General features: G+C 62.2%; 16 protein-coding genes. 6 read left to right on the forward strand and 10 right to left on the reverse strand.

The features are described 5' to 3' along the window. Nucleotides 1–378: 378 nt before the first annotated feature. Nucleotides 379–1,878, forward strand: coding sequence for an NAD(P)/FAD-dependent oxidoreductase (locus DBV08_RS23675; RefSeq protein WP_124569066.1), 1,500 nt, complete (start codon nt 379–381; stop codon nt 1,876–1,878). 83 nt (nt 1,879–1,961) lie between these two features. Here the strand turns inward: DBV08_RS23675 and DBV08_RS23680 are convergent, their stop codons facing one another. Continuing rightward, complete coding sequence (locus DBV08_RS23680; protein WP_124569067.1) at nt 1,962–2,432, reverse strand: hypothetical protein; 471 nt, start codon at nt 2,430–2,432, stop codon at nt 1,962–1,964. Nucleotides 2,433–2,500: 68 nt separating this feature from the next. On the opposite strand from DBV08_RS23680, the gene lexA reads away from it, so the two are divergent. Then, entirely contained in the window at nt 2,501–3,190 is a 690-nt protein-coding gene (gene lexA, locus DBV08_RS23685) for a transcriptional repressor LexA (protein ID WP_185564890.1), read from the forward strand. 13 nt (nt 3,191–3,203) lie between these two features. On the opposite strand, the gene DBV08_RS23690 is transcribed toward lexA, so the two are convergent. Genes DBV08_RS23690 through DBV08_RS23705 form a run of 4 tightly spaced genes read right to left on the reverse strand, consistent with a single transcriptional unit; the run spans nt 3,204 to nt 6,349 of the window. Continuing rightward, nucleotides 3,204–3,617: a cupin domain-containing protein gene (locus tag DBV08_RS23690; protein WP_124569068.1), complete on the reverse strand. Its 414-nt coding sequence runs from the start codon at nt 3,615–3,617 to the stop codon at nt 3,204–3,206. 40 nt (nt 3,618–3,657) lie between these two features. After that, complete coding sequence (locus DBV08_RS23695; protein ID WP_095972115.1) at nt 3,658–3,795, reverse strand: DUF2255 family protein; 138 nt, start codon at nt 3,793–3,795, stop codon at nt 3,658–3,660. Between the two features lies 1 nt (nt 3,796). Next, entirely contained in the window at nt 3,797–5,269 is a 1,473-nt protein-coding gene (locus DBV08_RS23700; RefSeq protein WP_124569069.1) for an MFS transporter, read from the reverse strand. Between the two features lie 42 nt (nt 5,270–5,311). After that, nucleotides 5,312–6,349, reverse strand: coding sequence for a zinc-dependent alcohol dehydrogenase family protein (locus tag DBV08_RS23705; RefSeq protein ID WP_124569070.1), 1,038 nt, complete (start codon nt 6,347–6,349; stop codon nt 5,312–5,314). Nucleotides 6,350–6,516: 167 nt separating this feature from the next. Between DBV08_RS23705 and DBV08_RS23710 the strand changes: the two genes are divergently transcribed. Next, on the forward strand, nt 6,517–7,401 hold the full coding sequence (locus DBV08_RS23710; RefSeq protein WP_124569071.1) for a helix-turn-helix transcriptional regulator: 885 nt from the start codon (nt 6,517–6,519) through the stop codon (nt 7,399–7,401). Nucleotides 7,402–7,428: 27 nt separating this feature from the next. Here the strand turns inward: DBV08_RS23710 and DBV08_RS23715 are convergent, their stop codons facing one another. The 5 genes from DBV08_RS23715 to DBV08_RS23735 form a co-directional block, all read right to left on the reverse strand. Next, entirely contained in the window at nt 7,429–8,571 is a 1,143-nt protein-coding gene (locus DBV08_RS23715) for a diguanylate cyclase (RefSeq protein WP_124569072.1), read from the reverse strand. A 116-nt stretch (nt 8,572–8,687) separates the two neighbouring features. Further along, nucleotides 8,688–9,152: an Rrf2 family transcriptional regulator gene (locus tag DBV08_RS23720; protein WP_124569073.1), complete on the reverse strand. Its 465-nt coding sequence runs from the start codon at nt 9,150–9,152 to the stop codon at nt 8,688–8,690. Nucleotides 9,153–9,214: 62 nt separating this feature from the next. Further along, the gene (locus DBV08_RS23725; protein WP_124569074.1) at nt 9,215–9,964 is read right to left on the reverse strand and encodes an SDR family oxidoreductase; all 750 of its coding nucleotides are present in this window, start codon (nt 9,962–9,964) and stop codon (nt 9,215–9,217) included. A 74-nt stretch (nt 9,965–10,038) separates the two neighbouring features. After that, nucleotides 10,039–10,887, reverse strand: coding sequence for an LLM class F420-dependent oxidoreductase (locus DBV08_RS23730; protein ID WP_172436651.1), 849 nt, complete (start codon nt 10,885–10,887; stop codon nt 10,039–10,041). Between the two features lie 44 nt (nt 10,888–10,931). Continuing rightward, a complete protein-coding gene (locus tag DBV08_RS23735) occupies nt 10,932–11,252 on the reverse strand; it encodes a GYD domain-containing protein (RefSeq protein ID WP_007729728.1) in 321 nt (106 codons plus the stop codon). A gap of 81 nt (nt 11,253–11,333) precedes the next feature. Between DBV08_RS23735 and DBV08_RS23740 the strand changes: the two genes are divergently transcribed. From DBV08_RS23740 to DBV08_RS23750, 3 genes are all read left to right on the forward strand, one after another. After that, nucleotides 11,334–11,516 carry a hypothetical protein gene (locus DBV08_RS23740; RefSeq protein ID WP_095972013.1) on the forward strand — a complete coding sequence of 61 codons (183 nt, stop codon included), beginning with the start codon at nt 11,334–11,336 and terminating at the stop codon, nt 11,514–11,516. Between the two features lie 30 nt (nt 11,517–11,546). After that, entirely contained in the window at nt 11,547–12,362 is an 816-nt protein-coding gene (locus tag DBV08_RS23745; protein WP_124569075.1) for a DUF72 domain-containing protein, read from the forward strand. Nucleotides 12,363–12,432: 70 nt separating this feature from the next. Further along, nucleotides 12,433–12,942: a hypothetical protein gene (locus tag DBV08_RS23750; protein WP_124569076.1), complete on the forward strand. Its 510-nt coding sequence runs from the start codon at nt 12,433–12,435 to the stop codon at nt 12,940–12,942. Nucleotides 12,943–12,963: the final 21 nt, after the last annotated feature.

Here is a 12,963-nt window from a genome sequence, read left to right on the forward strand (position 1 = left end):
AGGGTAACGGCGATATCTCGGTTGCCCGTCCGCCTGGAGAAGCTCGCACGTTTGGTTCTCGAATTATGTTGGAGCGATGAATGTTTCGGGATGGCTATCTCGAGTAGGCGAACCGTCGGGCATTTCGTCGGCGGTGTGAACGACACCTCGGTGGCGTGAGGCGTTCAGCCGTCTCGATCGAATTGCAATGCGGCCGGCGCGCCGCCATCCGTGACGTTCTGTCTCGAGTCTGGTCGAGATATTGACTGTTACCGTCGGTTGCACATACCCTGTTGATTGGCGCTGGCCTTAGGGAATCCGGCCTGGACCGGTTGATAATTCTCGGCCACTGCCGACGCCAGATGTAGCTTCGCGACGACCTACGAAACGAGTTTCCTCATGACACAGCATGTCGACGTACTGATCATCGGCGCTGGCTTGTCCGGAATCGGCGCGGCTTGCCACCTCATTCGTGAGCAGACCGGAAGCACTTACGCGATCCTCGAGCGCCGCGAGAACATCGGTGGCACCTGGGACCTGTTCAAGTACCCCGGCATCCGTTCGGACTCCGACATGCTCACCTTCGGATTCGGTTTCCGTCCGTGGATCGGCACCAAGGTGCTCGCGGACGGCGCCAGTATTCGTGACTACGTCGAGGAAACCGCGAAGGAATACGGCGTCACCGACCACATCAACTTCGGCCGCAAGGTCGTGGCCATGGACTTCGATCGCGCGAGGGCTCAGTGGACCGTGACCGTCTTGATCGAGGCGACGGGTGCGACCGAGACGTGGACCGCGAACGTCCTCGTCGGCGCCTGTGGTTACTACAACTACGACAAGGGTTACCGCCCCACCTTCCCCGGTGAGGACGATTTCCGCGGTCAGATCGTGCACCCGCAGCACTGGCCGGAAGATCTCGATTACAGCGGCAAGAAGGTAGTGGTGATCGGGTCCGGTGCCACCGCGATCACACTGATCCCGTCGATGGCTCCCACGGCCGGCCACGTCACCATGCTGCAGCGCTCGCCCACGTGGATCCAGGCGCTACCGTCCGAGGACCCTGTTGCCAAGGGTCTCAAGCTCGCACGCGTTCCCGACCAGATTGCTTACAAGATCGGTCGAGCCCGCAATATCGCACTGCAACGCGCCAGCTTTCAGCTCTCACGTACCAATCCGAAGCTGGCCAAGAAGCTGTTCCTCACCCAGATCCGCTTGCAACTCGGCAAGAACGTGGACCTGCGTCACTTCACCCCCAACTACAACCCGTGGGATCAGCGCCTGTGCGTGGTTCCCAACGGGGACCTGTTCAAGGTGCTCAAGAGCGGCAAGGCCGACATCGTCACGGACCGTATCGCGACTTTCACCGAGAAGGGCATCGTAACCGAGTCGGGCCGCGAACTCGAGGCCGACATCATCGTCTCGGCGACGGGGTTGAACGTACAGATCCTGGGCGGGGCGACCATGAGCATCGACGGCGAGCCGGTCAAGCTCAACGAGACAGTCGCCTACAAGAGTGTTCTCTACTCCGACATCCCGAACTTCCTGATGATTCTCGGATACACCAACGCATCCTGGACGCTCAAGGCCGATCTGGCCGCGTCCTATCTGTGCCGCGTACTCGAAATCATGCGTAAGCGCGACTACACGACTTTCGAGGTTCACGCCGAACCTGAGGACTTCGCCGAAGAATCTCTCATGGGCGGAGCTCTGACCTCGGGCTACATCCAGCGCGGCGACGGAGAAATGCCGCGTCAGGGTGCCCGCGGTGCGTGGAAAGTGGTCAACAATTACTACCGCGACCGCAAGCTGATGCACGACGCCGAGATCGAAGACGGTGTGCTGCAGTTCAGCAAGGTCGACATTCCGGTCGAACCTGTCAGCAAGGTTGTCAGTGCCTAGCCGACTTCACTGAGGCGAGTCGGTCGCACCACTCGAACGTCGGCGAATGGGCTGGCGATGTTGCGTCGGCGCACCCGATCGCGTCACGGGGTTCGTGATCGGTGAGTTCGCTTCCGCAATCGTCGGTTGTGCATCACGACGGGCAGAACATAGGCAGCGACCATGATCACGGCCAGCAGTCCGAGGTAGAGGTAGGGCCAGGTCCATCCCGCTGCTCGTATGGCCAGCAACGATCCGCCCATGATCAAGGGCATCCCGGCCCCGGCGAGCAGGTCGACGTCACGGGGCGAGACGGGTGGGGTTCCGAGCAGGGGTACGCGGCTGTCCGAGTTTTCTCTGATCGTGCGCATTACTGAAATGAAGTAGAGGGCGGCGCCGGCGATCGCGATCACCGCGCCAAGTGCAACTTCGACGACGCCGGTTCTCGTGGACATCAAGGCATAGGCAAATACGCCCACCGTTCCCAGAGTGACCGGCGCCGACTTCCAGATCGGCGTCGAGGTATGAGTCTCCTCGGTGACGCTCACTGGGCGCATCGGTTCGAGGGGCTCCATCAACCCAGCGTGCCATGTGCTGCGCGATAAACAAACTGCTTGTGCCGTTTCTGGCAGTCTCCGGCTGGATGTCGGGACCCCTCACTACGATTCTCGTCGTGACCGATTACGACGATCTCGACATGTTCGGTGGCCTCGACGCCTCCTCCCTGCCGCTCCGCCAGCAGCAGATCCTGATGACCATCCGGGACCTCGTGGCTGCCAACGGGTGCACGCCGAGCACGCGGCAGATCGGAGACGCGGTTGGTCTGCGCTCGACGTCGACGGTGTCCAAGCACCTCAAGAGTCTCGAAGAGAAGGGCTTCCTCCGTAGGGGAGCAGCCATGGCTCGGCAGTTGGACGTGCGGCCGTTCCTCGCAGGCGCGAAGGAACAGTCGTCGTCGAACACCGTGACGGTTCCGGTGGTCGGTGACATTGCCGCCGGCGCGCCGATCCTCGCGGAGGAGCACACCGACGAGGTGCTGGCGCTTCCTCGCGAGCTCGTCGGTTCCGGCACGGTGTTCGGACTTCGGGTGCGTGGTGAGTCGATGGTCGACGCAGCTATCTGCGACGGCGACGTCGTCGTGGTGCGCCGCCAGGACGAGGCCCACTCCGGCGAGATCGTCGCCGCGATGATCGACGGCGAGGCCACCGTGAAGGTGCTCCGGCGCCGCGACGGACACGTGTACCTCGAACCCCGCAATCCCGCATACAGCGTCATCGACGGCGATCGCGCGGCCATCCTGGGCAAGGTCGTTTCCGTGATGCGACGTATCTGAGGGGTATCCGGTCTCAGCGGCGATTGGCGCGGGGACCGTTGTATTCCTCGTCGGTGACTTTGTCGCCCCATGTCGTTTCGGTGCTTCCGTCGCCGGGTCCTTCCCACAGTGCAAGGTGGCTCATGAAACGGTCGGGTGCCGCGCCGTGCCAGTGTTCCTCTCCTGCCGGGGTATAGACGGTCTCACCCGGGTGTAGTTCGACGATCTCGCCGCCGCGAGCTTGAACCAGCGCGGTCCCGGAGACGATGTGAAGGGTCTGTCCGAGGGTGTGGGAATGCCAGTCGGTTCGAGCACACGGTGCAAAGCGAACCATGTTGGCGCGCATCCTCGACGGCTCGTGACCGGCATAGATGACGTCCCACCAGACGTCGCCGGTGAACCAGTCGCCGGGTGCCTTGCTGGTGGGCTGGGGCTTCAAGATTTCCATGAGTTCTCCTCGGAATCGATAGGGGCGGTTCAGTTCTGCGTCAGCGGAATCCGTAGGCCGAGTGAACGTACAGTTGGTTCTCGGCATGGACAACCCAAATCGTGATGTATGGCCTTGCGGTGCCGTCGCGGCGGTGCGAGGAGATCTGCGATTCCTCGGCGCCGCCGATCGTGATCAGTTCAGCCTCGGTTCACGAGTGCGCCATCTCGAATTCCCTTCTCCGGTTCGAATTGCTTTGTGGTACTTCGCGTTCTCGTGGACGGGACGATCATTGCGAGGGCGATGACGAGACAAGCGGCGAGCAGGGCGGTTCCTGCAGTGAGAGCCGTTGACACGTGATCGGTGAGTGCCGTTGCAGCGTTGTCGGCAGAGGGTCCGGCTCCTGACGAGACCGCGACGAGTACGCCGAGTCCGAGAGCGCTGCCCAGTTGGTGTGCAGTGTTGACCAATCCTGATGCGGCACCGGCATCCTCGGCCTCTACCCCGGAGATCCCGGCAGAAGTCAGTGGGGCGAAAGCCAACCCCTGACCGGCGCCGATCAAGATCATCGGAAGTGCTATCGCCGTGAGGTACGTGCTGCCGGGATGGACCAGACTGAGCCACGCCATCCCGGTTAGGGTGACGGCAATGCCAACCGACAGAATTGTGGAATTTCCGAATCGCGGTGTCAGCCGCGGAATAAGCATCGCCACAGCAAAATTGACGATCGTCATCGGGAAGAACGCGATGCCTGCTTGGAACGCGCTGAAGCCCATGTCGCCTTGGAGTAGCTGAGTCGTGAAGTAGAAGAATCCGATCATGGCACCCAGATAGAGCATTCGGGCGGCATAAGCGCCGGATCGCTCCCGGCTACGGAACAACCGCAGTGGCATGATCGGCTGCTCCGCTCTCGCTTCGTTGAGGAAGAGCAGGATCAGTAGTATCGCCCCAGCCGCCAGCGTCGAAACAGTGATCGGTGAGGTCCACCCCGCGTCGGCCGAGTTGACGATGCCGAAGACGAGCGCGGTCATGCCGAGTGTCGCGAGAACAGCACCGGCCACATCGAAACGTCCGGTGCTCGGCTGGGTTTCCGGAATGAACCGGGGAGCGAGCACGATCATCGCGATGCCGATCGGAACGTTGATGAAAAAGCCCGCGCGCCAGGACACCCAGTCGGCAAGGGCGCCGCCGATCACGAGTCCGAGGCTGGCGCCTATTCCCGCCGCAGCGCCGTACCAGGCAACAGCACGCGTTCGCCCCGGGCCGGGCGGAAAGCTGGCCGTCAGCAGTGACAGCGACGCCGGGGCCACCACTGCGGCTCCGACGCCTTGGAGAGCGCGCGCTGCGATGAGCCACCAACCGTTCGACGCGACCCCGACGAGAAACGACGCAATCGCGAAAATCGCGAGACCGGCCACGAATACGCGACGACGGCCGAAGATGTCCCCGAGACGAGCACCCAGCAGGAGAAGCCCGCCGAAGACCAGGGTGTAGGCGTCCTGGACCCAGGACAGCCCGGTTGCCGAGTAACCCATGCTGCTTTGGATGCTGGGCAGCCCGGTGAAGATGATCGAATTGTCGAGCAGGATCATGAAATAGCTGATCAGAATGATCGCCAAGATCGCGGTGGAATTGATGCGACCGGCAACGGGACGGGTGGCAGTGTGGGTCACGCGCTTCTTCTTCGCAAGTGGTGGACCTTCGCAAATGGTGGATTACGGGCGGACGAGGACCTTCAACGATTCACGGGAATCCATGGCGCGGTAGCCTTCCGCAACGTCGTCGAGCCCGACGGTGCGGTCGAAGACCTTGCCCGGCTCGATCTTTCCGTCGAGTACATCCGGCATCAGCTCTTCGATGTACGCGCGCACCGGGGCCGGTCCACCGGTGAGCGTGATGTTCGGTCCGAAGAGCGACCCGAAACCGATTGGAGCTTCTTCGTATTGGGGTACTCCGACTCGGCTGATGACGCCGCCCGGTCGGACAACTCCGAGCGACTGCTCGTAGGCAGGCATGTGGCCTACCGCTTCGAGGACGACGTGAGTGCCGTCGCCGCCGGTCAGTTCGCGGACCTTCTCGATGCCCTCGTCACCACGTTCGGCAACTACATCGGTGGCTCCGAAATCGACACCGAGGTCCGTACGGGCCTTGTGGCGCCCCATCAGGATGATGCGCTCGGCACCGAGGCGTTTGGCGGAGAGTACTGCCATCAGCCCCACTGCTCCATCGCCGATAACTGTGACCGTCGTGCGTTCGTTGACGCCACCCTTGACCGCCGCGTGATAGCCGGTGCCGAAGACGTCGGAGAGCGTCAGCAGTGATGGCAGGAGTTCGGAATCCTCACCGACCGGCGCCTTGACCAGGGTGCCGTCTGCCAACGGCACTCGGATGGCCTCCGCCTGACCGCCTCCGATCCCGTTTCCGGCCCAGAATCCGCCGTGTCGGCAGGAGGTCTGCAAGCCTTCGCGGCAGAAGTCGCATGTTCCGTCCGACCAGGCGAAGGGTGCGATGACGAAGTCGCCCTTCTTCAACGTGGACACCTCGCGACCGGTCTCTTCCACTACTCCGACGAATTCGTGGCCCATCGGGGAACCACCGGGCGTCACCGGCATGTTGTGGTAAGGGTGCAGGTCAGAGCCGCAAACGCAGGCCCTGACGACCCGCACGATCGCGTCCGTCGGCTGCTGCAGTACCGGATCGGGCACGGTCTCGACTCGAACGTCTCCGGCGCCGTACATGATGGTTGCTCGCATGGTGTCCCCTCTTGCTTCTGGTGTCGCGTGCGTAGAAGTCGACGTTTCTGCGTGAACCGGTCGACTGCAATCAGTCAACGCCGCGCCTCGCGGGCGCGGGAGTGTCTGTTGTTCCAGGTAACGGCAGTACCTCCCTCGGCCATCGCCGCTCGAGTAACGTGAACTGCATGGACAACCGAGCCGAGATTCGCGAATTCCTCAGCTCCCGTCGTGCTCGCATCACACCCGAGCAGGCAGGGCTGCCGGCCTACGGAGGAAACCGCCGCGTCAAGGGGTTGCGCCGTGAGGAAGTCGCTCTGCTCGCCGGTGTGAGCATCGACTACTACGTGCGCATGGAACGCGGAAATCTGGCGGGAGCATCGGACTCGGTGCTCGAAAGCCTTTCTCGAGCATTGCAACTCGACGAAGCCGAAACTGCCCATTTGTACGACCTCGCGAAAGCCGCCAGTGCAGGCGCGCCGAGTAGAAAGCGGCCCGCCCCCAAGGGCGTGAGCCCGGCGATTCAGCAGATACTCGACGCCATCACGGACGCGCCGGCGTGGGTACGCAATGCCAGGCACGACATGCTGGCGGCCAATCGCATGGCGCGCGCGTTGTATTCGCCAGTCTTGGCTGATCCGCGTAGGCCGGCGAACAACGCCCGCTTCGTGTACCTGGACCCGGCGTCGCAGGACTTCTTCGTAGATTGGGAGCGCGCGGCAGACGACATCGCCGCGATGCTCCGCTCGGAAGCGGGGCGCAACCCCCACGACAAGGCGCTGACCGAGCTCATCGGTGAACTTGCCACTCGGAGTGAGGTATTCCGTACCCGGTGGGCGAAACACAATGTGCGCTTTCATCGGACGGGTTTCAAGAAGGTTCGTCACCCCGTCGTCGGCGACCTGGAGCTGAACTTCGAGGCGATGGAACTGCCGTCCAATCCCGGTCTGACACTGCTGGTCTACACCGCCGCGCCCGGGACGCCCACGGCTGATGCACTCAAACTCCTGGCGAGTTGGGCGGCAACCCAGGATCAATTGGATCCGGCGAACGACAGCGAAGCGGCGCGTTGATTTCGATCGGCAGGTAAACGTGCCGATTCAGCTCAGATGCGTTACCGCCCAGGCTACTTGGTCCCCACCTCGCCGCTTGGCTCGATACATCGCGTTGTCGGCGTCGGCAAGTATTCGATCGATGGTTCCGGACGCGTCCGGGATTGTCGAGGACAGCCACACGCTGGCTCCGACACTCACCGAGATCGTCTGTCTGCCGGCAGGCTTCGAGATCGAGTTGTGGATGTCGACCACGGTTTGTTCGATGCGACGTGGCTCGACAGGCATGAGAATCACGAACTCGTCGCCGCCGGTCCGCGCGACCAGTCCGGTCTCTCCGACGGCCGAGTTCAGTCGTCGGCCCACTGTCACCAGCATTCGATCACCCTCTGCGTGACCGAGTTTGTCGTTGACGCTCTTGAACGAATCGACGTCGATCACCACCGCGAGAACAACGTGTCCCTGGAGTTCGCCGACACCGAACAGCTGTTGCCAGACGTTGTGCAGCCCACGTCGGTTCAGAGCAGCGGTGAGTGGATCGCGCCAAGAGTGTCGTGCATCGTCGGTCAAGTACAAGACGAGGAAATGCACGGTCATCGCGGCTGAGGCGATGACACACCCGATGACGAATCCGGTGGACACCGACAGCGAAGAGTCGGTATCCGGATCGGTTACAGCTCGAATTGTCAGTAGGGCAACGACGAACAGCGCGCCGATGATCTGTGCAGTGACTATCCGGGGGCTGTGGAATACCGACGAATAGTTCGCGACGACCACGAACAGAACGGCGCCGGTCAATGCCAGGAAACTCGCATGGATTCCGGCGAGCAGTATCAAGGACAAACAGATGTTGGTGAGCGCAATGAATCGAACGGATTGGCGGTGGCTCGGCCAGGATCGTCCGAGTGACCAACGAACCATGCAGTAGAGCGCGATCATGCATGCTGTGCCCGCCGCGAGCCGTTCAGGGAGTTCGGTTGCGCCGCCCTTCACGAATTGAGCCAGTACGGCGAGTGCCACGAACACAGCACACCAGAAGGTGACGACCACCCTGGCTGTCCCCAACATCGATCGAGCAGCCAGGAACCTCGGGAACCATTCGCCGTCGTAGGCAAGAGACCACCAGCGACTCAACAGTCCAGTTGTTTGACGAATGTTCTGCCCCAACCCCGCAGTGCCACTGACTCCCATGAAACCCCCTCCGAGATCTTGCGAAAATTCCCGGAAGATTCTTCGTCAAGATTTGATCCCCGAACAAGGTACCCGATAGTTGAACGATGGATTGATGCCTCGTGAGGTGAGGACTGCTAGGGCGTGATCGGCGCGGTCAGGATCTTTCTGAGGGCCGGAAGATCCAGGGTTGCAGCAAGATCTGCAATAGTGACCCCTGACAGCGATGCGCGCCAGGCTTTTTCGGCGTCGGCCATCACTTTGGCAATTCCGCAGGCGGAACGGCACTGTTCCGGTGGGGCGGCGAGGATTCCTTGCTGTCGAATCTCCGTGCACCGGAAAGCAGGTTCGGTGCCGTCGACGGCCTGCACGACGTCGAGAACGGTGATCTTCTCGGGAGCTCGGGTGAGGACGTACCCGCCGTCACGGCCCTCGGTCGGATTGACCAGACCGGCGTGCGCGAGCGCTCGCAGATGCTTCGCCAGGTATGTCTTCGACACCCCGTGAAGTTCGGCGAGTCTGGCTGTGGGTACCGGCCCCTCGGCCTGGCTGAGAACCACACAGCAGTGGAGTGACCACTCCACGCCTCCGGAAAGCTTCATGATTGGACTCTATCGACGCCGCGGAAAGTGGTGCGGGTCGGACATCGGTTCAGCAGTCGATGTCAGGCCTTCTCGGCAAGCCACGCGTCGTACGTTGTCGGCGCAATCCATGCATCGGCGCCGGGTGTCGGGGTGAGTGCCGAGTTGTCGAGTTTCGCGCCGAAGTAGCCGGCCTCGGGATCGGAGATCACCGAACGCTTGTCGCCGGTGACGAGGAACAGTCGCCGGACCAGTTCGTCGATACCCAGCGGTTCGGGCCCGGCGATCTCGACCGTGCCGTTACGCGGCGCACCGGTCACTACCTCGGCGACGTGAGAAACGACGTCCCGCGACGCAATGGGTTGCAGATGTGCCGGCGTCGCATGGACCGTGCCGTCAGTGGTTCCGGCGTCGGCGATTCCGGCGACGAACTCGAAGAATTGGGTGGAGCGGACGATCGTGTAGGGGGTCGGGCCGGCCTTGACCAGGTCTTCCTGGGCGACCTTGGCTCGCATGTACCCGGAATCGGGCAGTCGATCGGCGCCGACGATGGACAGGATGACGTGGTGACCGACTCCCGCCTTCTCTTCCGCAGCGAGGATATGGCTGGTTCCGTCACGGAAGAAGGCCAAGACGTCTTCGTCCGACCACGAAGGGGAATTGGTCAGATCCACGACGACGTCGGCCCCCTCGACTGCCTCGGCGATACCTGCGCCGGTGGTGATGTCGATCCCGTCGCCGCGACCGAGTGCCTTCACGTCGTGCCCGGCGTCAGCGAGTTTGGCGGCGACCTGGCTTCCGATGAGTCCGCTTCCGAAAATGACGATTTTCATGATTTTCTCCTTTACTTGGATAAGTCGTGTCCAAGTATACTCGGACATGACTTATCCAAGTCAAGGGTTTCCCGTCAGCCGAAAAGTTCGGCGGCCAGTGCTTCGTAGGTCGCAAGTGGATCACCCTCGGCGGGAAGTGCTTGGATCGCAACGTGATCGGCGCCCGCTGCGACATGCTCGCGTAACCGATCCGCGATGGACTTCGCGGTACCGCGCGCAACCAGAGCGTCGATGACGCGATCGTTTCCCTCGTTCGCCAACTCTTCGGGTGCAAAACCGAGGCGCTCGAGATTGCTCGTGTAGTTGCGTAGGTACAGATACGGATTGGCAACGGCGGGGCGACCGATTGCTCTGGCCTTCTCCGGATCGGTTTCCAGAACAACCTTGTGCTCCGGGGCCAGGATCTTCGAGGGTCCGAGGATTTCGCGAGCTTCGGCCGTGTGTTCGGGGGTGGTCAGGTACGGATGCGCGCCGGCGGCGCGATCTGCGGACAGTTTCAACACCTTCGGCCCCAGTGCGGCGAGGACGCGCCGCGATTCCGGGACCTGGGCCGCGTCGAGTTCGTCGAGGTACGACACCAGCGAGGCGTACGGCTTGGTGTAGTCGCCGGTCGCCTCCGGATGTCCGACACCAACACCGAGGAGGAATCGCCCCGGATGTGCGGCTTCGAGTCGGTGATAGGACTCCGCCACCTCAGCCGCAGGCGAGGACCAGATGTTGACGATTCCTGTCGCCACGGTGATGTGCTCGGTCGCGTCGAGAAGTTTCTCGGCGATTCGTAGATCGGCCCGCGGTGAGCCGCCGATCCAGATGGTGCCGAAACCGAGTTTCTCGATCGCGGTTCCCAGCTCGGGCGGCAAACCAGCCGCTCCGCGCCAGATTCCGTAGGTGCCCAGGTCAGGTGTTTGCGTAGTCTCCGTCACAGCGGGTGCAACTCGGCCGCTGCCGGGATCTATTCCTTCCGCCGTCATTTGCCCGGCGCTCGGTAGTCGGTCGGTCGCTTGACTGCCTCGTCGATCTGCTCCGGCGTGAGTAGTGTGATCGACTCCGAGCGTGCTGCACCTGCTGCAGCTGTGCGGATGCTCAATGCGGCGGCTGCGACATCGTCCGGCAGGTTGCCGATCACGAACATGTCGTGACCGCCCAGTGCGAAGTGGCAGGATTCGACTGTGCCGCCGATGCTTTCGACCATTCGGGTTATCGCGTCGCGCCGTGCAGTGCCTCCCTCCTGCTGTAGGCCGGCGGCGCCGGAGGGTGAGTACGTCACTTGCCAGAGGTATTTCGGCATTTCCACTCCTAGCTCGGGATGGGTACTTCGATCGTGTACCCGTAGGGCGCTCGGTGGCAATGGGTAGGGGACAATCACGGCATGGTTGGAACTCCGGTGATCGTGACTATCGTGTCCGTGTGTGTAGGTTTTGTGATCTTCATGCTGGCTGCCAGTGGTGCACGCGGAAAGTGGGACCGTCGCCTCGTGATCGCGTTGTTCGTCGCCGCGGTGGTGTGCCTGACCGTCGTACCGGTATCCGTGGCGCTCAGCGCGGGAGTGTAAAAACTCTCGACTGCCGCTTAGTCTGAGGCGATGGCAGATATTCGGGTAGGTATCTCCGGGTGGACGTATCCCGCGTGGCGCGGAGATTTCTATCCGAAAGGTCTTGCTCACCGCAAAGAATTGTCTTATGCCGCAGAGAGATTGACGTCGATCGAGATCAACGGCTCGTTCTATGCGCTGCAGAAGCCGGAAAGCTACACCAAATGGCGCAGTGAAACTCCCGAAAATTTCGTGTTCGCGATCAAGGGCGGCCGGTACATCACGCATATGAAACGGCTGCTCGACGCCCGTGACGGACTCGCCAATTTCTTCGCCGCCGGGACACTCGCCCTCGGACCCAAGCTCGGGCCGATTCTGTGGCAACTACCTCCGACGCTGCAGTTCGAACCGCAGCGGTTGGTCGACTTCTTCGACGGTCTTCCCCGCACCACGCAGGCTGCAGCCGATCTGGCAGCTCAGCACGACGACAAGCTCACCGACGACAGAGTGTTCGCTCAGACGGAGAGGGACGCGCCGATTCGTTACGCCGTGGAGGCGCGGCACGCCAGTTTCGAAACCGACGAAGCCGTCGACCTGATGCGCGAGCACTCCATCGGTTTCGTCGTCGCTGACACCGCCGGCAGGTACCCCCGCATCACCACTCCGACTACCGACTTCGTCTACGTGCGGATGCACGGGGACAAAGAGTTGTATGCGAGTGGGTACACCGACGAAGCTCTGAGCAAGTGGTCCAAGCGCTTTCAGGCCTGGGCGGACGAGGGCCTCGACGTGTACGTCTACTTCGACAACGACATGAAAGGCTTTGCGCCGCATAACGCAATGTCTCTGTTGGATCGGTTGCGCTGAAGGATCGTCTCGCCTGTCGGTGGGCTGTGGCAGGCTTCCGCGTGAACGCGAAGACCGAGGAGACATCACGATGACGTCAGAACAGCGGACGCCCGAACAGAGCTGGCCGACGCATTGGCCGAAGGTGGCCCGTGACATCGCCGACGCCACGGCCGACGCACTCGCCGCGGTGCGGGCGGCAAATCGTGACGGACTGCGCGGTGCCGTCGAAGAACTGCGCGGGCTCTCTTTCGAGCAGGTCAGTTCGGTTCACGCGGCGATCGTGCGCGAATTGCTCGAGGACACGCATCCCGACGGCTTGTCCAGTGAGGACGTGCAGGACGCACTGACTGCCTGCGCCAAGTCCACAATCGTGTGGCTGCCGGATCTGGACGTGCAGGCGCTCGCTGCGGTCTATACCGGGGCGCTCGGGATTTCGGATCTGGAGGACGATTCGTTCCGCATCGGGCACGGCGCGTACCTGCGTTCGGCGGTTCTGGTCATCGGGAGCTTGTCGACCGGAGTGAAGAAAGCTCAGAGCGCGTACATCATTCGTGCAATCGACGAAATCGCGCGTGCTCAGACCATCGAGATGCCCTGAGCGTCAGCTCGTAAATCGAAT

This window comes from Rhodococcus sp. KBW08 (assembly GCF_003852455.1).
GTDB classification, from domain to species: Bacteria; Actinomycetota; Actinomycetes; order Mycobacteriales; family Mycobacteriaceae; genus Rhodococcus_F; species Rhodococcus_F baikonurensis.